The 21,548-nt window shown below is 55.0% G+C and carries 15 protein-coding genes and 1 CRISPR repeat array; of the genes, 13 read left to right on the top strand and 2 right to left on the bottom strand.

The features are described from left to right. The first annotated feature begins 126 nt into the window (after window positions 1-126). From ONB24_07750 to cas2, 13 genes are all read left to right on the top strand, one after another. The gene (locus ONB24_07750) at window positions 127-1,776 is read left to right on the top strand and encodes a T9SS type A sorting domain-containing protein (GenBank protein MDZ7316000.1); all 1,650 of its coding nucleotides are present in this window, start codon (window positions 127-129) and stop codon (window positions 1,774-1,776) included. Between the two features lie 160 nt (window positions 1,777-1,936). Beyond that, the gene (locus tag ONB24_07745) at window positions 1,937-3,541 is read left to right on the top strand and encodes a DUF5597 domain-containing protein (GenBank protein MDZ7315999.1); all 1,605 of its coding nucleotides are present in this window, start codon (window positions 1,937-1,939) and stop codon (window positions 3,539-3,541) included. Between the two features lie 383 nt (window positions 3,542-3,924). Next, complete coding sequence (gene cas10, locus ONB24_07740; GenBank protein ID MDZ7315998.1) at window positions 3,925-6,354, top strand: type III-A CRISPR-associated protein Cas10/Csm1; 2,430 nt, start codon at window positions 3,925-3,927, stop codon at window positions 6,352-6,354. Continuing rightward, window positions 6,351-6,854, top strand: coding sequence for a type III-A CRISPR-associated protein Csm2 (gene csm2 / locus ONB24_07735; protein MDZ7315997.1), 504 nt, complete (start codon window positions 6,351-6,353; stop codon window positions 6,852-6,854). The genes cas10 and csm2 overlap by 4 nt, the downstream gene beginning before the upstream one ends. 11 nt (window positions 6,855-6,865) lie before the next feature. Beyond that, on the top strand, window positions 6,866-7,690 hold the full coding sequence (csm3, locus tag ONB24_07730; protein MDZ7315996.1) for a type III-A CRISPR-associated RAMP protein Csm3: 825 nt from the start codon (window positions 6,866-6,868) through the stop codon (window positions 7,688-7,690). Window positions 7,691-7,692: 2 nt separating this feature from the next. Then, complete coding sequence (csm4, locus tag ONB24_07725; GenBank protein ID MDZ7315995.1) at window positions 7,693-8,778, top strand: type III-A CRISPR-associated RAMP protein Csm4; 1,086 nt, start codon at window positions 7,693-7,695, stop codon at window positions 8,776-8,778. Then, complete coding sequence (csm5, locus tag ONB24_07720; protein MDZ7315994.1) at window positions 8,775-9,983, top strand: type III-A CRISPR-associated RAMP protein Csm5; 1,209 nt, start codon at window positions 8,775-8,777, stop codon at window positions 9,981-9,983. The genes csm4 and csm5 overlap by 4 nt, the downstream gene beginning before the upstream one ends. A 272-nt stretch (window positions 9,984-10,255) precedes the next feature. Continuing rightward, window positions 10,256-10,624, top strand: coding sequence for a hypothetical protein (locus ONB24_07715; protein ID MDZ7315993.1), 369 nt, complete (start codon window positions 10,256-10,258; stop codon window positions 10,622-10,624). 54 nt (window positions 10,625-10,678) lie between these two features. Then, a complete protein-coding gene (cas6, locus tag ONB24_07710; GenBank protein ID MDZ7315992.1) occupies window positions 10,679-11,638 on the top strand; it encodes a CRISPR system precrRNA processing endoribonuclease RAMP protein Cas6 in 960 nt (319 codons plus the stop codon). A gap of 20 nt (window positions 11,639-11,658) precedes the next feature. Further along, the gene (locus tag ONB24_07705) at window positions 11,659-12,804 is read left to right on the top strand and encodes a DUF1887 family CARF protein (protein ID MDZ7315991.1); all 1,146 of its coding nucleotides are present in this window, start codon (window positions 11,659-11,661) and stop codon (window positions 12,802-12,804) included. Between the two features lie 233 nt (window positions 12,805-13,037). Further along, window positions 13,038-15,899, top strand: a complete 2,862-nt coding sequence (locus ONB24_07700; GenBank protein ID MDZ7315990.1) for a CRISPR-associated primase-polymerase type A1 — start codon at window positions 13,038-13,040, stop codon at window positions 15,897-15,899. Between the two features lie 10 nt (window positions 15,900-15,909). Beyond that, entirely contained in the window at window positions 15,910-16,899 is a 990-nt protein-coding gene (cas1, locus tag ONB24_07695) for a CRISPR-associated endonuclease Cas1 (GenBank protein ID MDZ7315989.1), read from the top strand. Then, window positions 16,899-17,174 (top strand): CRISPR-associated endonuclease Cas2, encoded by a 276-nt coding sequence (cas2, locus tag ONB24_07690; protein ID MDZ7315988.1) that lies wholly within the window; start codon window positions 16,899-16,901, stop codon window positions 17,172-17,174. The genes cas1 and cas2 overlap by 1 nt, the downstream gene beginning before the upstream one ends. 241 nt (window positions 17,175-17,415) lie before the next feature. Continuing rightward, a CRISPR array of direct repeats spans window positions 17,416-17,920; the repeat unit is 37 nt; unit sequence GTTAGAAAAGGAACCAGGGGAGATACTGGATTGCGAC. A 154-nt stretch (window positions 17,921-18,074) separates the two neighbouring features. On the opposite strand, the gene ONB24_07685 is transcribed toward cas2, so the two are convergent. Together ONB24_07685 and ONB24_07680 are read right to left on the bottom strand one after the other, a co-directional pair. Then, complete coding sequence (locus tag ONB24_07685) at window positions 18,075-18,272, bottom strand: hypothetical protein (GenBank protein MDZ7315987.1); 198 nt, start codon at window positions 18,270-18,272, stop codon at window positions 18,075-18,077. Between the two features lie 90 nt (window positions 18,273-18,362). Then, window positions 18,363-20,882, bottom strand: coding sequence for a DUF1593 domain-containing protein (locus ONB24_07680; GenBank protein MDZ7315986.1), 2,520 nt, complete (start codon window positions 20,880-20,882; stop codon window positions 18,363-18,365). Window positions 20,883-21,548: the final 666 nt, after the last annotated feature.

The raw sequence follows: 21,548 nt of genomic DNA, 5'->3' as shown, positions 1-21,548 counted from the left end.
AATTCTTGAACACTTGAGCAAAGCGGCTCTATCAGGAAGGGAGGTGGTGGGGTATGCTTGTAGAATAAGATGCATCGGCATGTCAAGCAACATGTACCATTAAACCTGTAGAGAGATGGAGGAGAAATGATGAAGGGTGGAATCATTGCAGCATTAATAATTGCCGCTGCATTTGCGGGATCTCTCCACGCGGCGCCGAGCTGGTTCGACGCGAATGGTGTTTTACATGTGCCAAAGGCCGCCAAAGCGCCGGTCATCGACGGACTGATGGATCCTGAAGTCTATTCGAACGTGTTTGCTGCGCCGGATACAGCCTGCTATTTAGGAGTTCGCGAGCCGATTTTCGACTGGTGGGATTTTTATGTCATGCACCGAATGGTATGGAAAGACAACATGCTCTACATCTGGGTATGCGTTCAGGATGATATTTTGTACCGAGATCCCGGCCAGGCGACTTGGCAGGCCGACAATGTCGAGCTTTATTTCGACGGCGACGAAAGCCGCGGCACCGGCGTCTACGACGGGGTTGACGACATTCAGCTTCGCTGGACCTTTGACGAAGCCGAAGCGGACAATGTCATCGACGTCGGCTACGGCAGCAGCGGCGCCAACTGGGGGTTCGATACCTCGGTCATCGAGTGGGCCATTGCCCTGACTGAGCACGGCTACAATCTGGAAGTCGCGATTCCCTACCCGGATCTCAACATCGAAGTCGGTCGCGTCTTCGGATTCGAAACGCAGACCGGCGATAACGACGGCCCCGGCGAGGGCGAGGTGGTCTATTACCGCTGGAAATATCCCGGACTGAATCCCTGGACGCAAACCATCAATCACGGTTCCGCCGTCTTGGATCCGGCACGGACCGTTTCCGACGTACTTGACGTCCGCCGGATCGACCAGCCGCCGGTGATCGACGGCAAACTGGACGACATTTGGCATACGATTCCCACCGTTTCGCAAAACACCTATGTGACGATTCCCGAGGATCAATACCAGGAGCCGATCGACTGGAACGACCTCTGGATGAACTTTAAAGCGGCTTGGGATGACGAAAACTTTTACCTCTACATCGACGTCGTCGATGATGTACAGGAAACCACCACCGGACAGGCTTGGGAAAAAGACGGCATCGAGCTCTATTTCGACGGACTCAATGAAAAGTCCGGCACCTACGACAAGAACGACAAACAAACGCGGTGGATCCTGCACGACAATACGGTCGCCAGTAACTATCCCAACAGCAAACACGCTTTTGCCGATACCGAATACGGTTGGGCGTTCGAAATCGCTATCCCGTTCAGCGACCTGCACGATATCGATCCGGCGGAAGGCCACGAGTTCGGCTTTGAGATCCAGGTCAACGACAACGACGGCGATTCGCAGAGATTCCGGGAAACCATGGCCCGTTGGTGGTCTCCGGACAACGACTCTTGGCGCAATTCGACTTTGTTCGGCAATGCGGTTTTGGCCGGAAAAATGGCGGCCGTAAAACAAAAACCGGTTCTTCTCCCTTCGACTGTGGAGCTTGCGCAAAACTATCCCAATCCTTTCAACGCCTCCACCCAAATCCGCTTTAGTTTGCCGCGGGAAGAATGGGTGAGGTTGGATCTCTATTCCGTCGACGGCCGCCTGGTCAAAAACCTTCTGCACGACCTGCGTGCCGCCGGCGAACACCGCATCATGATCGATGCATCCGATTTGAGCAGCGGCATCTATCTCTATCAGCTTAAGGCGGGATCCGAGGTGTTGAGCCGCAAACTGACGCTCCTGAAATAACCGTAAACGATGCCCTGCATCGGTTTCAACCGATGCAGGGCATTTTGAACGGCGGCGTTTGACCGCCAATTCCCCCTCCAGGGTGGGAAAAGCGGCTTGCTGACTGTTACTCAAAGTTCATCAAATAAAATCGTTGCAGGCATCTCCCCGGTTTAACTGAATGATCAGTAAAACGAAAATTTTATTAATCCTATGGCAAGTGATTCTGCCGATACTGTCCGGCTTTTGCAAATCGCCGCTGCCCTACCTGCAAAATGACGGAAACACAAGCAGGCTGATCGTCGACGGCAAACCCTTTCTCATGCTCGCCGGCGAAATCGGCAACTCGTCCGCGTTTCCGGACTATCTGCATCCTCATTGGCCGAATCTGGCTGCGCTCAACCTCAACACGCTGCTGACCCCGGTTTACTGGGAGATGATCGAACCGACCGAGGGGCAATTCGACTTTGGCCTCGTCGACGGCTTGATCGCGGATGCGCGCAAGGCCAACATTCGGCTGGTTCTCCTCTGGTTCGGCTCGTGGAAAAACTGCATGTCATGCTACGTCCCTTCCTGGGTCAAAATCGATACGCAGCGCTTTCCGCGCGCCCAGGACAAATCCGGCCGCGGGATGGAAATCCTTTCACCGTTCAGCCGCGCAAATCTGGAGGCCGATGCGCGCGCCTTTGCAGCGCTCATGCGGCACCTCCGCCAAGTCGACGGCGTCGCGCATACCGTCATCCTGGTACAGGTGGAGAATGAAGTCGGCATCATCCCCGACTCGCGCGACCGCAGCGTCGTCGCCGAAAGCCTTTTTCAAGCGCCGGTACCGAGTGAACTGATAACCCGCCTGATGCAGGAAAAAGAGCGTCTGCACCCGACGCTGCGGCAGGCCTGGTCCTCCGGCGGCTTCCGCACGAGCGGCAGTTGGTCGGAGGTATTCGGCCCTTCCCCGCTCACCGACGATTTTTTCATGGCTTGGCACTTGGCGCGCTACATCGATCAGGTCGCCGAGCGCGGCAAGGCCGAATACCCTCTGCCGATGTTTGTCAACGCCGCGCTCATTCGTCCCGGCTATCAGCCCGGCCAATATGCAAGCGGCGGACCGCTGCCGCACAACCTGGAGATCTGGAAGGCGGCGGCGCCGCACATCGATTTTGCGGCTCCGGACATCTATTTCGGCGACTTTACCGATTGGACGGCCCAATACCGCCGTCCCGACAACCCGCTGTTCATTCCCGAAATCCAACCAGGTCCGAACAACGGCGTCCAGGCCCTTTACGCCTTCGGGCAGCATAAGGCTATGGGATTCAGCCCCTTCGCCATCGAGTCGATCGATGCGGAAACGCGAGCCGCGCTGGCCGACGCCTACGGTCTGCTCGCCGGCATGGCGCCGTTCCTTCTCGAAGGTTACCCGGGCGCTCTGTCCTTCGGACTGCTTTCCAAAGGGCCGGAACAACGCCAACCGCAGCGGCTGATTGCCGGCGATTTTGTCGTCAACGTTCAGTACGACCGAGAATCCTGGGAACGCAGCGGCGGCCTGCTGTGGGTCTTGTCTCGGAACGAGTTCCTTGTCGCGGGCGCCGGGCTCACGATTACCTTCGAATCGGCCGGCCCCGAAGACGAGCGCGCCGGCATATTGTGGGCGCAGGAGGTCCGCTTTGTCGGCGGCGCCCCCCAGCCGATTCGTCGGCTCAACGGCGACCAGACGCACCAGGGCCGACACATTCGTTTAGAGCCGGGCAAAATGAGCGCCCAACGTTTCCGCCTGTACAAGTACCGATGAGTGCCTCAGCTCCCCATCAGATTTACCGCAACCTGCAGGACACGGTTTTATTCCTCTAAAAGCGCTGCGAGCGCCCGACTCCATCCCCCCTTTTTTCTCTGCGGCGAGATTTTTTAGTTGACAATGAAATAAAATTCGCTAATTTAATTTAGCTTTGGGGAGGGAATCGCCTTAATTCGAACCGTCGAAATCGTTCAGTCTCGTCGGCAGAAATCCGGCGGATTGCTGCATCGCCGTGCTACACGTTTTAGCAATTTTTTGAATCCTGCCTTCACAATGCCTGCCGCAGCCTGCTCAGCGTCCATCCGCTCAAAACTGTCGGCAGGTTTGTTTTCCAATTATTCCGTTACAAACCGGCAAAAGATGAAACCCATGAGGAAGCCATGACTGATAAGGAAACCATCATCCTGGCGGCACTGCTGCACGATATCGGCAAGCTTTCGCAGCGTTACCTCAGCGAAATGAAAATGAAACACGAACAACTCACCGAGGCCTTTTTCCGTTCTTCCCGGCCATACTGGGGCGAACGGGCGGATGAATTGATTCGATTGACGCTGCATCACCATCAAACGGGAAATGACCCGGCTGCCCTCATCGTCCAGTTGGCCGATTGGCTGGCTGCCGGAGAACGGGAAAAGGAAGAACGTGATCAACTATCGCCCCACTTGTCGGCTTTGACGGCTGCCGTTTCGCGAGTACGTTTGGAAAACGATCAGGTAGAAGAAAAATATCATCAACTGCAAAAACTCGAGCTTGCGGACACGGTTTTTCCCATAGATCAGCCTCAGCTGGCCGAAGGCAGCTATGTCGATTTGTGGAATGAATTCATGCAGTCTTTGCAAAAGATCACGACCGGCCGCACCTACCAATCTGCCGACCTGACCACGCTATTTTATCTATTAAAAGTGTATACCTCCTTTATGCCCGGCGCTACGCCGTGGGAAAAGGATGAACTGCGCACCATACCGGATGTGTCCCTCTTTGATCACAGCCGAATGACGGCGGCTATTGCCGCCTGCCTGGTCGATCTTGACTGGTCTGCAAACCTTTTCGCAGATATCCTCAATAATCTGCGCAGCTACACACCTCCGGAAAGCAAACCTTGTCTGCTCCTGCGCGGCGATCTTTCCGGCATCCAGGCATGGATTTATCGCATCACCAGGGGCGATGAGACGAAAGGCACGGCCAAACGTCTCCGAGGCCGCTCTTTCTATTTGTCATTGCTCAATCAGACGTTGGCGGAATGGTTTCGTCGCCGATTCGACCTGCCGATCACCAATATTCTTTATTGCGGCGGCGGCAATTTCGATTTGCTGTTGCCGAACACGGAGGACGTCCGGCAACGGCTTGTCGAATATGAAGAGATGCTGCAGGAATATTTGCTGAACACCTACAGCGGCGAGATCGGTTTGGTGACGGCCTGGGTGGAGATAGCCGTCGCCGACTTTGTGCAGTCGGAACGGTTTGCAACGGTCTATCGCAAAATCGACGACAGATTGTCGGAAAAAAAGCTGCAAAAATACCTGCCGCTTTTAGCGAAAAAACCCCAGGTTTTCACAATCGACGCCATGCAGGAGCTCTGCCCGATTTGCGGCATTCATCCGGCTGTCCTGCAGGGAAATCAGAGAAAGCCCTGTCGAGATTGCGAAACTCACAAAGAAATCGGCGGTTGGATTCCGCGGGTCAACGATGGTTATTTGATCTTTACATATGGTTCACAGCCGTTAGCCGGATTTAATGCAATTGACTTTGACCTGCCTGAAGAGAGATCGACCGCTTATCTGCTTGACGAAAAGCAATACGCTGCTTTTGTTCGTGACGCCGAGGGAGAACTTTTTGTTTTGTCTTTGAATAAGCCGGGCAAATTTGAAATTCCGCTGACAAATATCTCTTACGGATTTCAGTTCCTAGGCGGCGCGGCGCCGATCGTGCAGAAATCGGTTCGTCAATCCGAGCAGGAACTGGTCTTTCATCGCGATGAGATGCTGGAATTTGAGGAAATAGCCTCCCTAGGCGAAGGTGCCGATTACCTCGGCGTGTTAAAGATGGACGTGGATCGCTTGGGACTCTTGTTCAGCGCCGGTTTCGACCGACCGACCATTTCCCGCTTGGCGGCGCTGAGCAGTCAGTTCGATTTCTTTTTCGCCGGTTGGCTCAACGAAATCTGTCGGGAGCAAACCCGAACATGGGAAAGCAGCCTTGAGGAGAACGATCCGCGGCGCGGCCTGCTCGAAAGCCTGTTTTACCTGGTTTACTCCGGCGGCGACGACCTGCTGGTCATCGGGCCGTGGGAGCAGACGCTGCATTTGGCTTTGCGCATCCGCAACGAGTTCCAGCGCTTTGCGGGCGGCAATCCCAATCTGCACTTGTCCGCCGGAATCGTTCTGGTCAAGCCGAACTATCCGATTCAGCGCTTTGCCGAGCTTGCCGACCGCGCCCTACATCAGGCCAAAGAAACGGAGGTCAAAGGCCGGACCCGCAATCATGTATCTATTTTCGGCAAGGTGCTGGAATGGGACGAGTTTGCCGATCTGATCGATTTCGGCATTCGCCTGGCGGAAGCCGTGCGGAGCCGCTCCGTGCCGCGCTCGATCGTCTATCTTTTGCATCGGCTGCATCTGCAGCATTTCCGCAACGGCCGTGAAAACCCGATGTGGATCCCCAAAGCCTATTATGCATTATCGCGAAGAATTCGAAAGGAGGTGCTTGAGGATGAGCGACTGAATCTGATCGAATCCGTGCGTCAGGCCATGAAGGCCATGATTGTGCCCGCGTCGTATGCCGGTTTAAAAAACAGGGAGAAAAGAAAATGAATGGACCAGGTGCAGTTACATATGGTGGAAAAAGCTTTCCTAATCAAAGAGGGCAGGCAGAAGGGAAGCAAAAAGATGAACAAATAATAGACAGCATCATAAAGGATATCAACAATTTAAAAGCTGAAAAGAAAACATTCAAAGACGTATCCGTCTCCCAGTTTGCCGAAGAAAACGGCTGGGCGGACTGCATTGCAGAGAAATTCAAAGACAAGCTCAAGCCCACTCAACTGCGCAAAGTCTTTCACAGTTTAAAGGCCGTTCAGAGAAAAGTCGAGAAAGAAGACCCCAACCATCTTTTTAATCGGGAAACAGTCGCTCTGTTGCTGCCGGAATTGGCCTATGCCGTGGGCAGAGAGCTCATTCCCGAAAAGTTTTATAAACTTTTCAAAACGTGTTTCGACGCGCAACTTTTGCAAACCAATGCGGATTTTCTGCGCTTCATGGACTTTTTGACGGCTGTTTTGGCTTTCCACAAATATCGTAACCAAAGAAGATGAAAGGACTTGTTATGGATCTCAAACTTAAAGGCAAATACTATATCCGCGCGCGGATGGTGGTGTTCACCGGCCTGCACATCGGCGGGTCCTCCGAGGGCATCGAGATCGGCGGCGTCGACAATCCGGTCATCAAACACCCGATCACCGAAGAACCCTACATCCCCGGCTCTTCCCTTAAAGGCAAACTGCGCCATCTTTTGGAGTGGAGTCATGAAGATGGGCCGAAATTCAATGTTAAAACCCCCGGCAAATTTCAGCCCTGCGACTGCGGTAATTGCGAAGTGTGCCGCTTGTTCGGCGTTTCGTCCTCCGACACCAATATCCGCCAAGTTGCCGGTCCTTCGCGGTTGACCGTTTACGACGCTTACCTCATCGATGAAGAAAACCCGTCAGGTGGAAAAAGAAAATATCTGACCAAAAGCGATCTGGAAAAATATTTGGGCGAAAACATCTATACGGAAATCAAGACCGAAAATGCGCTCGACCGCGTCACCTCCGCCGCCAATCCGCGGCCGTTGGAGCGCGTGCCGGCCGGCGCCGCCTTTAAGGTCGAAATGATGGTAGATATTTATCAGGATAGCGATATAATTCTGCTCAAGCGGCTGTTCAGCGGCCTGGCGCTGCTGGAGGACAGCTATTTGGGCGGCGCCGGCAGCCGCGGCAGCGGCAGGGTGTATTTTGAAGATCTTTACATCGAATGGCGGCCGGTTGAGGATTATTATCGTAACGGCAAAAACGGCAAACCTGTTTCGCTCAATGAAGTCAAAGACGTCAAAGATTTCGTAGCAAATTTCGAAAAGCTTTTTAACCACGAAAAACAAGCGCAGGGAGCCTAAGTATGGGACTGTATGCCGTTACGCTTAGACCGCGCTGCGCCTTTGCTTCGCCGATCCGCTCCGATACCCTTTTCGGCGCGATGATATGGGGCGCACGATGGATACATAAGCCGCCCGATTTCGAGCAGCTGCTTAAACGCCTGCCGGACTCGCCGCCGGTAGCGGTCAGCTCGGCTTTTCCCTGCTCGTTCGCCGGCCGAGAGACGCTGAGGTTTTTCCCCATGCCGATTCTGCCGCCGCTGCAGACGCCCGACATACAAAAATTTACCGCCGAGCTGCAAAAGAAAAAACCGAAGCTGACTCCAAAGCAGGCCCTCATCCAAATCGTCGAGTTGAACAAAAAACTGAACCGACTCGCGTTCGTCTCCCATTCGCTCTTTACCGAGATCATTACCGGTCGACTGACGCGGCCGTCAATTTTTGCCTCTCTTCTGTATGCGGAAGAAACGGAAAAGGATCTTCAGCTCTGCGGCAATATCTTGATGGGCAAAAACGAAGCCGCGACATTCAAGGCGCCGGAGATTCGAGAGGTTATGGCGCAGGGCAACGCCGTCGACCGAGTCGGCCTGGCCACCGCAGAAGGGCAACTGTTCATGCGCACAGGGGTATCTTTTGCAGAGCACACCGGCTTATGGTTTCTGTTCTATGCCGAGGACGCGGCGTTTTGGCGGCCGGTGCTGCGCTGGCTCGAGGACACCGGTTTGGGCGGCGACCGCAGCGTCGGCAAAGGACAATTTGCTTTCAGCGAGCCGGAGCCGTTTGAATTGCCTGCGGTTGAGCGCGCCGATGCCGTCGTCATGCTGTCCCGTTATCTGCCGGCGCACGATGAAATCGATTGGTCGGCCAAGCCGATTTTCTATCATTTGGTCGGTCACCGCGGCAAAGTGGAAAACCGCTTTTCCGCTTCGCAGCATCCTTACCGCGAGCGGGGCGTCCGTCTGTTTGCCGAAGGTTCGGTATTCCCCCTACCGCAGTCCCAAAAGCCTTTCTACGGCCGCCTGATTCAGGTCGATGTACAAGAAGATCGCTCCGTCTACCACGCCGGAACGGCGATCGCCGTCAAAGCTGCAATAGGAGGAAGAGCATGACTGTCAAACCGGAGAAAAAATCTTTTAGGCTGCGCACTTTGACGCCGGTGTTTGTCGGCAGCGGCGAACAGGTCAAGCCGGTTGCCTATTATATCGACAGAGAGAATAAAAAGCTCCATGTTTTGAATTTCTCAAAGCTAATGGAAAGGCTGAATAAAACTCAAAAAGATGCGCTGCTGGAGTATCTGGAATCGTTGATGCACGCCAAGAAAAGGGATACCGAGTTCAGCCTCAACCAATTTTTCGAGAATCAGAACCTGCTGAGTGCCGACGAGCAGTTTATTGCCAAAACTCGTCAATACCAGCTCTCCTTTACCCACCCCCCGGAACGGTTGGGCTTTCACGCCTGCATTAAAAGGATAGGCCATTCGCCCTGCATCCCCGGTTCCGAAATCAAAGGCGCCTTCCGCACGGCATATCTGCATTACTTGTTAAAAAATGAGACTAAATTGTTTAACGAGTACCAAGCATCCCTGCAAGAGTTGCAAAAATTGATGGAAAACAGTACCGACTTTAACAATCGTAAAATTGAGAAAAAATTCGAAAAGATTTCTGAAAAGCTGGAAAACTCGGCCTTTCGGGGAAAAAATAGCGACGCCAAATTCGATGTGTTGCGTTTCTTTCAGTTTCAAGACACCTACGCCAAACCGCAATATATGCGCCTCGAGATGACGCAATCCGATCTCGAAAACCCCAATACGCGCGTCTGGCTGGAATGCATCGCTCCGAACGCCGAAATAACCCTTTATGTCACGTTCTTTGACATCAAGGAAAAATATCGCGGGGAATTGGGTTTGCAGCGGTTCGATGATTGGAGCTTGGATCATTTTTTGACGGTCTGCCATGAGCGCGCCAAAGACGTTTTGGAAGAAGAAAGTGAATTTTTCAAAGATAAGGAAGAGATAACTGCGCTTATCGAAAACCTGAAAAAGGAAAACACCCCGCAGACGCCGTTTCTGCGCCTCGGCATGGGTCAGGGCTTTTTGAGTACGACGATCAATCTGCTCTTGGCGCAAAAAAATGAGGAGCTTTATAAAAACTCCATTCAACAAGGCCTAAAAAAGGCCTGGCCGAATCGCTACGGCAAAATCCGGATCGGCGAGTTCCCCAAAACGCGGCGCGTCGTCATAGGCGCCGACGGCAGGCCGACCTCTCTGCTGGGCTGGGTGCAAATAGTACCGCGGCAAACCGCTTCCAACGCCTGAAAGCGGCTGCCAACGGCCGTTAGAATCGCGACGGACATCATTGGCTGAAGGTACAATAAAAACCCTTGTATTCGAAACCGGATCAAAGGCTTTACGAATCCTTTATCAGCACTCAATACAGTCGAATCCATCAATGACCTCGACATCCGCGCAGCAGGCTTTATAAATGCTTCAACTCGACCAATATAGAGCGATTGACTCGGCCGTCGTACTTTACCAGGCGCCTGCATAGCGGATGTTAAAATTGACACATTGAAAGAAGAATATACATCATGAAACCTCCTTTGTTAATCGCCAACGCTTTTCCATTTTCACTCATCTACCGACGCGTGCTCATCGAGCCCATCGAGATCGAACGGGCGAAACAGCTCATTCTCGAACGCGGTTATGAATCTTCCTGGGGACACGAAAACACCCTCAAGGTGGTTAATGCGATTTTGGGCATTGATTTGACGCCCAAAGAGCCGCGGCCGGCTCTGGTCTTGAACGAAGAAATGCTGCCCGCTCTTTACGGAGCGGCCTTTTCAGAGGTGCTTTTGGTGACTCCTATTTACCGGCAAGGGTTTCGGCCGACCATCGGCGAGGAGGTGCAAGCCGATGCCGTTCTGGGATGGCGCACGCTGCTGATGCAGTTTCTTTAATCAAAAGCAGTTCGGACAAAGCCGGTGTAAAAATAGAAAAGTGCGAGGAAATTCATGAAGTTGCCTCTGCAGCATATGCCGTTGCCGCTCGCAGCGCTCGAATTCCGTCTGACCGCCGTCGATGAGCTCGAATTCCGTGACTTTCCAGGCTTTACCTTCCGCAGCGTTTTGGGATTGGCGCTGCGGTCGCTCTGCATCCTCAAAAACAGCCGGATGGATTGTCGACCGTGCCCCTTTAACAGCAACTGCCCCTACGGCTATCTCTTCGAAACCCCGAAAGCAGCCGAAAAGTCTCTCCGCTTCGAAGCCGAAAAACTCCCGCATCCGATGGTTTGGAGCCTTTCTTTGAGCCAAGCGCAAACCGTTCGAAGAGGACAATCTTTTTCTCTATTTGTAACCCTCATCGGCCGCGGCGTCTCTTTTCTACCGTTCTATGTGTACGCCGTTCTCAAAGTCTGCGAGTTGGGGCTCGGCCGCACTCGGGCAAAGATTCATCTTGCGGATATCCGCGACCGCTTTGCTGAAAAGCGACTCTATGATCCTTCAACCCGCTGTTTAATCGACCAACCCGTCGTACTGCAGCTGCAGGATTTTGACGGCGAGGCACAATTAACTTCAGCACGGCTAAAATTTATAACGCCGGTGCAAATCATCCATCATAACCGACCGGAATTTGATTTGACCGCCGAAATTCTGATCCGCACCCTGCTCCGCCGCTTGTCTCTGTTGGCGGCGCAGCACGCGCAGGCCTGGTCGATCGATTATTCGGCGATCATTCAATCTTTCGTCGCCGGCATACAGTCGGAAGACCATCGGTTTCAGCGTCTGGTCTTCTATCCTTACTCTTCCCGTCAGCAGCGCCGACAGGTCATCAAAGCGGTTATCGGCGAAGTGACCTTGACCGGCGATCTGTCCCCGTTTCTGCCCCTACTGCGGGCCGGCGAATATACGCACATCGGCAGCGACACCTCGCGGGGCTTTGGACGATATGAATTGACTATAAATTCTTTTTAACCCTCAAGAGGAGGATCGCAATGGCAACCATCATGATCTCCTTGATCAGCGAACAGACCATCCCCAATTTTCTCCTTATCAAACAGATGCAGAACGTCGACCGACATCTTTTTATTACGACGGAACAAATGGAACAGCAGGGCAAAAGGCAGGCGCTGATATCGGCGTTGGGCCTCTCTGACGACTGTTTTCTCGAACCGCTGGTCGTCAAAAAAGACGACCTGGAGGACATTGAAAGATGCCTGCAAAGCGTCGAGTTTGCCGACGACGACCGCTTTATCGTCAACGTCACCGGCGGCACCAAAATCATGTCGCTGGCCGTCTATAATTTCTTCCGCGAACGAGAAAGTGAGATCTATTACATCCCCATCGGCAAAAACTTGTATTGGAAGATTTTTCCGCGCGTGCGGCAAAAGCTGTATCCGCTCGCTTATCGCGTCAACCTGACGGAATATTTGACCGCGTATGGAATAGAAATCACTAACCCCAAAAATATTCATCAACTCGTACGCTCGGCAGAGGAAACGCGCCGGTTTTTCGATTTTTTTGTGGATATGTCCGATAATGAACGCGGTCTTTTAAACGACCTGCGCAAAAACCGTGAAGTTGCCGAAAAGTCGATGAGCGAACTGCCCGAACTTGTCGAGCTATTGCAGCGTTCACCGTTTCAGCCTAAAGATGCCGAATGGAAAAAACTTGCCAAGGAAGAAGTCCGTTATCTCATCGGCGGCTGGTTCGAAGAATATGTTTATGACCTATACCGCGCATACTTTGATTTGAAAGATCCTTTTATAGGCTGCTCCATACAGATTCGCAAGCAGGAGGTCAATAACGAATTGGACATTGCCTTTGTCTATGAAAACGCTCTTTATGTGATCGAATGCAAGACCGGCATCGGCAGCAGTCAGGATAAAGACATTATGGAGGATGCCATTTATAAACTGGAAGCCCTGCGTCGCGAATTCGGTCTGCAGGTTTTTGCGTACATTTTTACGCTGTCGAGGCCTGGAAAGGAGAGAAATCAAGTCAAGGACAAACACTATCAGCGGGCAGAAAAGCTCTTTGGTATTAATATCGTCGACGGAGAAACGCTTCAGAATCCCCAAGCCCTGACGAAAGTGCTGGAGAAGATCAAAAGAAAAGCCGAAAGCTCGTCGATATTTTGAGGGCGGGTGTGGAATTAAAAAAATGGGTTGCGGAACGAGGCGGGCGACGGGGGGCGACAGGGGGGCGACAGGGGGGCGACACGGGGGCGACATAAATGTCGCCCTACGATGATGACATCCGAGATCGGCGGCATAAATGCCGCCCTACGACGACGCCCAAGATCGGCGACATAAATGTCGCCCTACGACGGGCGGTCGTGCAGCAAAACAGAAATTAGACCTGGGGTGGTCTTATGTTCTTGTTCAATCAACTTACCGAGCTCGACACTCTCTCCGCCGCCTGGGAAAAAGTGCTGCTGAGCGGCGGCGCGCCGGGAAGCGACAACGTTTCGGTCGATGAATTCGAAGAAAACGCCTCCGAACAGCTCGAAGAGCTGGCCGCCGAGCTGCACAGCGGCGCCTATCAGCCGCTGCCGCTGAAAACGTTCACCGTGCGCAAAGAAGACGGCGGCGAGCGCGTTCTGCACATTCCGGCAGTGCGCGACCGCATCGTCCAGCAGGCCGTCGTGCTCGTGCTGCAGCCGATTTATGAAAAGATCTTTCACAACTGCAGCTATGCCTATCGGCCGGGCCGCTCGGCCCTCAAGGCCGTCGAGCGGGTGGAACGTCACCTGAAAAAGGGCCGACACTGGGTGCTCAACCTCGACATCGAAGACTTTTTCGACATGATCAATCGGCAGATCCTGCTGCAGGAGATGGGCCGCACGATCGACGACGACCGACTGCTCAAACTCATCCATGTAATTCTGCAGAATTACGAAAAGCCCGACGGCCGCGGCATCGCCCAGGGAACCTGCTGCAGTCCCCTCTTTTCCAACATCTATCTCCACCCGCTCGACGACGCCCTCTGCCGCGCTTCCTGGCAGTATATCCGCTATTCCGATAACCTGCTCGTGCTCGATTACACCGAAGAGCTCGTCCGCGAAGCGTTTCAAAAAATCGAAGTCGAACTGCAGGCGTTGGAATTGGCTTATCACCCGGACAAAACAGAGATCGTCCACCTCAAGGACGGCTTTTCCTTTCTCGGCTTTCATTTCGACCTGAACGGCCGCCGACCCGACAAGGCTTCCTACAACCGCCTGGAACAATCGGTCAGCTCGCTGCTCGGCAAATTTTTAGCGCTCAATCGGCACCAGTGGGAGGAAAAGCTGGACGCTCTGGTGCGGGGCTGGCTGAACTATTATCGCCTGGATCGGCAGACGAATTTTACCCAGCTGGCGGCGCAGATCGACCGCATTCCGGAAGAAGGTGACGAGCTGAAAAAGACCCTCGTAAAAGCAGCTTTGGCGCTGCAGGCCGAAGGCGAGGCGAAGGCGCGCAGCCTGCTGCAGACCGCCGTCGACCTGCCCTGCTCCGACACCGAAACCCTGGTACGTTTTGCAACCCTGTGCGAACGCGTCGGTTTGGACGCCGTCGCCCGCGACGCCCTGACCACCGCTTATCGGCTCGACCCTTCCTCCGGCGAAGCCGCCTTTGCCCTCGGCCTGTTCTACCTGCGCGAGGGCCGCCGCGACGCCGCCCTGCGCTGGCTGCAAAAGGCCGTCCAGAATGCTCCCGAAAAGGGCGACTATCACTTTGCTCTCGGCGCCGCGCTGCAGGATTTTTCGCTCTTCGGCGCCGCCGACAAACTGTTCGTCAGAGCGGTGGAACTCAAACCGGAACTCAAATCCCTGCTCGAGCCGCCGCATAAGGAAGAGGCGCCGCCCGTCTTTACCCAGGAGCACGTTCAGCGCTTTCGCGAAATGTTCCAAGGCCGCGAAGGAATCCATGCCGTGCAGTGGCTCAGCGCCGACGGTCGGTCGGGATACATGCCCGTCAAGCGACCCATCGAGGCGGAAGACATTGCCCGCCATTTTGCCGGCCAAACCACGCTGGCCATGTATCTCGTGCGCATGGACCAAACCGTGCGCCATCTGGTGTTCGACATCGATCTCGTCAAATCGGCGCAGGAATTTCTCGAACGCCCGGAGGAGCGCGACCTCTGGCGCCGGCGCGCCTGGAGCGAAACCCGCAAACTGCAGCAGCTGCTGCAGACGCTCGGCCTGCCCGCCTATGCCGAAGATTCGGGCTATAAAGGCTACCACCTGTGGATCTTTATCAAGGAGCCGACGCCGGCCGAACAGGTCGTTAAACTGGCCAAAAAAATCCTTGCCTGCAACCGCGCGGCTCCGGAAGTGCACATCGAATACTTTCCGGCGCAAAGCCGCGTGTCCGCCGACGCCTGCGGCCCGTTGATCAAGCTGCCGCTGGGCCTTCATCTTTTGACGCGCCGGCGCTGCGTCTGGGTGGGCGCCGACGGCCTGCCGGTCCCCGACCCTATGGCCGAGCTCCTAAACATCCGAACCGTCTCTGCGGAACAAATCCGCGCAGCCCTCCGGCGGCTCGCCGAACCCAAGCTGCCCGTCGCCTCTCCCCTGCCGCCCGAAGAGCAGAAACGCGTAGAGGCGGTCATGAACGGCTGCCGCGTGCTGCACTGGCTCGCCGAAAAGGCCGAAAGACAACAGCATCTGACCCACCTCGAACGCCTGACCCTGCTGGGAGTGCTCGGCCACCTGGGCGAAGCAGGACGGCAAAAGCTGCACGAAATCATCGGTCACACGCTCAACTATGACGCCCGCATTACGGAAAAATGGTTTCGCCGGCCCCACCGCCTGCCTTTGAGCTGCCCGAAAATCCGCCTGCGGCATCAGGAGGTCACGCCGCGGCTCGGCTGCAATTGCCGCCTGCCGGAAAAAGCGGGCGGCTATCCCTCGCCGCTCCTATACGCCGACGCCGAAGCCGTCGTTCGGTTGAAGAAAGAGCTTCAGGCCGGAGTTAAGCCGGAACAAGCGCCGGCCGAACGGGTGAAGGCCGAGCCGCCGCAGGCCCAGGCCGTCGAGGCTGCATCCGTGCCGTCGGCTTCGCTCGACCGCCTGGTGGGCCTCTTTCTCGCCTGCAGCCGCAAAAAGCGGCGGCTCGAACAGCAACTCGCCGAATTGGAAAAAGAGCTCGACCGACTTGCCGCGCAGTGCGGCTGCGACCGCTTTGACACACTCTACGGCCGCCTGCAGCGCGTTAAAATCAACGGCGAGCTGAAATGGATCTTGGAAATCTAAAGGCCTGCTTATGAACACCCTTTATGTGACGGAACCCGGAGCCGTGGTACGGCTCTCCTCCCACTCCCTGGTGGTGTGCAAAGGCAAGGAAAAACTGGCGCAGATGCCGCTCATCCGCCTCGACGCAGTCCTGCTGTTCGGGCCCGTACAAATCACCACTCAGGCTATGGAAGCGCTGCTCGAAGAAGGCATCGAGGTCGCGTTTCTCACCTCAAACGGCAAGCTGCGCGGCCGCCTGCATGCGCTTTCAGCCAAAAACGTCTTTCTTCGCCTGGCCCAGTATGAACGGGTGCTGGACGAGGAATTCAGCCTGCAGACGGCCAAGGCCATTGTGCGCGCCAAGCTGAGGCATACGGAAAAACTGCTGCAGCGCTACGCCGCCCGCATCGACGACGAACAGATCGGCCAAAGCCTGGAGGCCGTCGGCTCTGCTTGTCGGCGCATCGAGCGCGCGCAGACGATCGGCAGCCTGATGGGCGTCGAAGGCGGCGCCGCCGCGGCTTATTTCCGCGCTTTCGGCCGCCTGCTGCGCGGCGATTTCACCTTTCAGGAGCGCTCGCGCCGGCCGCCCAAAGACCCGGTAAACGCCCTGCTCAGCCTCGGCTACACTCTGGTATTTAACGAACTGTTCGCCCTTGCCGCCGCGCACGGACTCGATCCCTACCTCGGCTTTCTGCACGGCGCCGTGTACGGCCGCCCCTCCCTGGCGCTCGATCTGGAAAAAGAGTTCCGCGCCCCGGTCGTCGACCGGTTCGTGCTCAAGCTCATCAACCGCCGCATCCTGCAGCCGCAGCACTTTACCACCGGCGCCGACGGCGGAGTATACCTGACCGCCGAGGGCCGCAGCCTGTTTTTCAGCCATTATGAAAAGCTGCTGCGGGGCGCGGCGGGAGAACGGACGGAGCTCTCGCTGCGCGACCTGCTGAAACGCCAGGTGCGGCGTATGGCGTCGGCCATAAAAAACCGCGAACCCTACGAACCCTTTCGCTGGAGGCCCTGATGTTCGTCGTGGTTTCATACGACATTGTCGAAGATAAAAAGCGAAACAAATTGGCCAAAAAAATGTGCGGCTTTGGAAGCCGTGTGCAGTATTCGGTGTTTGAGTGTATAGTTAATGCGGCGCAGTACAAACGCATGAAGCAGGAGGCGCTGAAATGGATCGATCCGGAAACCGACTCTCTGCGGTTGTATATTCTTTGCGGCGAGTGTCGGGAAAAGATCGAAAGCTACGGCCGGAAGCGCGGCATCGAGGAGGACGGCGCGGTGGTGGTGTAGAAAGGGCTTGTCTATTTGTCAATAATTGTTAAATTGGCATGTGTTTGTGCAGCAGCAGGAGGGAAAGGGATGCGTTGTGCGCACAATGAGCAAGTGATGATTAATATACGGTTTACGATTCTTTTTGCGCCTTCGGGCGCGGTCGGAGGGCTTGTAAGTTTGGTCACAAATTGTCGTTTTCGAAGCGATGTGCGCAGAACCTTGGCGGAGACTTTGGCGGCCAAGCAGTTGCAAAGATGCGGTTAGAAAAGGAACCAGGGGAGATACTGGATTGCGACATTTCGCCGGCATTTTCTACTTGCTCCGCACAGCGGGCAAGGTTAGAAAAGGAACCAGGGGAGATACTGGATTGCGACTCGCACTTTCAATGTCGGAGTAACCTTTATAGATTACTCCGGTTAGAAAAGGAACCAGGGGAGATACTGGATTGCGACAGTCTGGCGGCAATATATCGTTTATCACAGGCCAGTCTTGGGTTAGAAAAGGAACCAGGGGAGATACTGGATTGCGACAGTCCTTTCTTTTCACCCGCCTCATCTTTTTCTCCTTAGTTAGAAAAGGAACCAGGGGAGATACTGGATTGCGACTTAGATCCATATCCATCCAATCGGCAAAGTAGCCAAAATCGCCGAGTTAGAAAAGGAACCAGGGGAGATACTGGATTGCGACATCATCACCCCATCAACCATAAGATTGATGGGGTGAGGGGGTTAGAAAAGGAACCAGGGGAGATACTGGATTGTAACCTCTCCCCTTCCCCCTCTCCCAGGGAGAGGGGGAAGAATCTCTTCAGCAGAAAAAGAATGGATGGAGACGCGGAACTAAAGGCTTGCAGGTCCGCATAAACGCGGGTTGGGCGTTAGGAAGGCCGCTCCGCATGGGGTAATCTGCGGATAAGGTTTAACACCGCCGGCAGGCATACCGCGGTGCCAAGATCGATCGCTTTGCAGTCGATTCCTGTTCTTTTTCCCTCTTTTCATTCCCTGGAATGGCGGCGTGTTTGCGCGACGCAGCGACGGGAGCTCTTCCGGTAAGATCGCATAAAAGCAGCCGCGCCGGCTTTTGCGCCTGCGTATTCAGCCCGCCGGCTTTCATCATAAAAACCGGCCGCAGCGGGGGTTCGAATCGACCGGCGGAACCAGGTTCTCCGCCGGTCGGGGATGTCCGAAGCGGTGCCGCGGGGCAGGCTCAACGAATCAACATCATTTTGCCCGTTTCCGAGCCGTAGCGCGTCTGCACTCTGTATAGATAAACGCCGCCGGCTGCCGAAGCACCGTTTTGATCCGTACCGTCCCAAACCACCTGATGGGAACCGGCCGCAAAGACCGCATCTGCAGCGAGATAAACCTTGCGTCCCAAAATATCATAGATCGAGATGGTCACATGCGAGGCGGTCGGGAGCGTGAAGCGGATGACGGTCGAGCCGTTGAAGGGATTTGGATAGTTCGGCGCGATCTCCGGCACGTCGGGGACGGCCGCTTGTGAAACATCGGCTAATAGGTCCCGCAAGGTCAATGCGGCAGGCTCCTGCCCCTGGTCGTAATAGTACCACTCGCCCCCAAAGGGGTGAACGATTTTGCCGTCGACGGCAACTTCGGCATCGAACCAGCACAGGCCTTGATCCCCGGCAGCCTTGTGCACCTCTACGGCGATTTGATTGTCCCCCTCTTTCAGCAAAGCAAGGTCCTGACCGTAGAGGTAGCGCGTCACGGTGCTGCCGACGTTGTTCGGTCGTACGGCCTCGGTATGGTAATCGACGGCACCGTCCGGCATGTTCAGGCGGCGCAGCTCATGTCCGTTCAAATAGATCACCAGTCCGTCTTTGAAGCGAAAGCGCATTTTCATTTGTTTGATCTCCCGAACCTTTTCGATGCGCAGGGTTGAACGCACGTAAAAGGTGCGGACATCGGCGACCGGGGTCTGAATTTCTTCGAATCCGCTACCGATCGGCGCCGGGCCTTTCGGCCAGGTGTTCGGATAGCGGAGATCCTTCCAGGTGATGGGCTGCTCCAGCGTATCGACGAAAAAGCTGATAAGGAGCGAGTTCGGCGTTTCGTTGCCGGCGAGGTCTTTGGCGCGAACATAGATCGTCACGTTCAGGCCCTGTTCGGCAGGGATCCAAGCACGATGGCGGATGCCTCCCTGTCCTTCCGAAAACTCGAAAGCCATTTCCCGAAAAGATTTATCGGCATAGTCGAACCGCAAAAAAGCGCGCTCGTCGCTGGTAAGCAGAATGGGAACCTGAAGTCGATAATCGACGAACGGACCGTTCGGGGCGTCGATGATTTTCGGCGGCGTCAGATCGACGGGTTCCTGATAGGGTTCGACCTGCAGCACGACGCGGCGGTAGGCGTAGAGCGGCGGGTCGCCGGCGTCCTGGACCGTCAATACCCAATGAATGGTTTTGCCGGCGGCGTCGGCGGGTACGAAAAAGTCCAGTATCGGCCCGTCTGCCCTACCCGGATAGATTTTCGTCGGATAAGTGCCTGGTTCGGGATAGATCCACCAGTGAAACTGCAGCGAATCTCCGTCCGGATCATAGGTTCGGGAAGCATCGAGCAGGATCCGTTCGCCAGGCTTCACTCTGCGGATGAGCACGTTTTTGGTCGAATCGTCGTCGAGCACGACGATCGGATTATGATTGGCCTGATCGAACGGCTTTACGCACCAATCCATGCGGGCGGCAAAATCGTTTTGAAAATCGACCCGCCAGCGAAAAACGGCGCAGTAAACATTATGGTAGGCAATATTTTTCCATTTCCAGCTGTCTGAAGCTTCGTGGAACATCCAAAAATCTTCGTACTTGGCTTCATCGTCGCCGGACGGATTTTTCGAGCGGGGATTGATTTGCGGTTCGGCGGTAAAGCGGCCGCCCCAACCTCCCCAGGAGGGCTGGTAAGGATCGCTTAGACCGGTGGGCAAAAGATAGAGAAAAGTGGGGGTGTCCCCCTCATGAAGATAGGCGGCGTCGGGATAGAGGGCGCCGAGCGGTCCGTGATGATGTTGGATATTTTCATCGACCCATTCCGGGCTGAACACGCTTTCGTCGCCGCCGCGGGATTCCGGCCAGGCGTTGGAATCCACGCGATAGGAAATGCCCTGCCATTGCACCACGCTGCGAATGAAATACAGATACGGAAAGGTCTGCGTCATCCATGCGCCGGCGTCATCCTGGCCGGCCAACTCATAGACGCGGATTTTCGAGACGAAGCGGTCCGTTTCCTCGGCGCTTCGGCTGCGCTGAACGTCCCACAACGCCTGCGCCAACGTGTTGGCGCCTCCCCATATGCAAATCCACACGGGACGAGGGTCGTTGCGGTCGACAACCGAGATGATATGCCGCGATCCTTCCGAGCTTTTGCCGTCCCCGACATCCGCCATGCCGTAGCCGGAGTTGCCTTTTTTGATCAGGCTTTTCAGATATTCCGCCGTTGGGTAGCCGGAAGCATGGAGCAGCAGGTTTTCTCTGACCAGCGCATAGGCGTTTACCACGTCCAGGATCTCGGACGGTTTGGGATCGGTCCTTAGCCAGCAGCTGGTCGTCGCGATCAAACCTTCCAATTCGAATTCGTTGGCATAGAGCATGAGCCGGACCATCGACATCTTGTCATCGGGCTCGTTGGCAATATCCGTCAGGATGATTACCCGCTCTTTGGCTGTTGCTGCTGCAAGTCCGACGAGACAAAAAATAAAAAGCCTCCTCAACATGATAACCTCCCTCACCTCTTCACTTTCCCTTTACGAGGCAATTGAATACGGCGGCGTTGTGCGAAACCGCTTTCCGTGATTTTACAAAATATTAAGCTTTTGGTTACAAAAAATCAAGTTTTCTCTCCAGGGTGCAAAAGAATCATGGGGAGCGGCTATTAAGTATTTTTGACCAGTGCGTTTCAGGTATGTTTTTTTTTAAAGGTTCGGGTTTTTCGGCGGGAAAATGGGTTGCCGCCGGGTGCCTCACGGCCGCGACCTGAATAGCGCGTTGGGGTTTGTTTGGCAGAAGGTTGTGCATTCCGGCGGCAGGGATGCCGAATATTGATGGTGCCTATTGCTGGCGGCGTAAATGCCGCCCGACGACGATGACACCCGTTTTGGTATGTACCGTAGGGGCGAGGCATTGCCTCGCCCCTATACGGCGGCGTAAATGTCGCATTACGATGGTGATCAATTCGGGGCGACATAAATGCCGCCCTACGACGATGACATCGAATATGGGCGGCATGAATGCCGCCGGATGACGACGCCCGCATGGGCGACATAAATGTCGCCCTACGATGGACGGATTAGGACGAGGCGACGGTCGGCAAAATGCGGCTGTAAAATGCCAGGAGAATGCCCGCGGCGACCACGACGTTGAGCGAATCGACCCCCTGATGC

It is taken from the genome of candidate division KSB1 bacterium (assembly GCA_034505495.1).
Taxonomy (GTDB): domain Bacteria; phylum Zhuqueibacterota; class Zhuqueibacteria; order Residuimicrobiales; family Krinioviventaceae; genus Fontimicrobium_A.
This window is presented reverse-complemented; position numbering and strand designations above follow the sequence as displayed.

What these genes read in the sequence shown, in the direction of transcription:
- csm3 (MDZ7315996.1), top strand. Translation starts at nt 6,866, where the DNA reads ATGGATCTCAAACTTAAAGGCAAATACTATATCCGCGCGCGGATGGTG.
- ONB24_07680 (MDZ7315986.1), bottom strand. Translation starts at nt 20,882, where the DNA reads ATGTTGAGGAGGCTTTTTATTTTTTGTCTCGTCGGACTTGCAGCAGCA.
- ONB24_07685 (MDZ7315987.1), bottom strand. Translation starts at nt 18,272, where the DNA reads ATGATGAAAGCCGGCGGGCTGAATACGCAGGCGCAAAAGCCGGCGCGG.
- cas10 (MDZ7315998.1), top strand. Translation starts at nt 3,925, where the DNA reads ATGACTGATAAGGAAACCATCATCCTGGCGGCACTGCTGCACGATATC.
- ONB24_07700 (MDZ7315990.1), top strand. Translation starts at nt 13,038, where the DNA reads ATGTTCTTGTTCAATCAACTTACCGAGCTCGACACTCTCTCCGCCGCC.
- csm5 (MDZ7315994.1), top strand. Translation starts at nt 8,775, where the DNA reads ATGACTGTCAAACCGGAGAAAAAATCTTTTAGGCTGCGCACTTTGACG.
- ONB24_07715 (MDZ7315993.1), top strand. Translation starts at nt 10,256, where the DNA reads ATGAAACCTCCTTTGTTAATCGCCAACGCTTTTCCATTTTCACTCATC.
- cas1 (MDZ7315989.1), top strand. Translation starts at nt 15,910, where the DNA reads ATGAACACCCTTTATGTGACGGAACCCGGAGCCGTGGTACGGCTCTCC.
- cas2 (MDZ7315988.1), top strand. Translation starts at nt 16,899, where the DNA reads ATGTTCGTCGTGGTTTCATACGACATTGTCGAAGATAAAAAGCGAAAC.
- ONB24_07750 (MDZ7316000.1), top strand. Translation starts at nt 127, where the DNA reads ATGATGAAGGGTGGAATCATTGCAGCATTAATAATTGCCGCTGCATTT.
- csm2 (MDZ7315997.1), top strand. Translation starts at nt 6,351, where the DNA reads ATGAATGGACCAGGTGCAGTTACATATGGTGGAAAAAGCTTTCCTAAT.
- ONB24_07745 (MDZ7315999.1), top strand. Translation starts at nt 1,937, where the DNA reads ATGATCAGTAAAACGAAAATTTTATTAATCCTATGGCAAGTGATTCTG.
- cas6 (MDZ7315992.1), top strand. Translation starts at nt 10,679, where the DNA reads ATGAAGTTGCCTCTGCAGCATATGCCGTTGCCGCTCGCAGCGCTCGAA.
- ONB24_07705 (MDZ7315991.1), top strand. Translation starts at nt 11,659, where the DNA reads ATGGCAACCATCATGATCTCCTTGATCAGCGAACAGACCATCCCCAAT.
- csm4 (MDZ7315995.1), top strand. Translation starts at nt 7,693, where the DNA reads ATGGGACTGTATGCCGTTACGCTTAGACCGCGCTGCGCCTTTGCTTCG.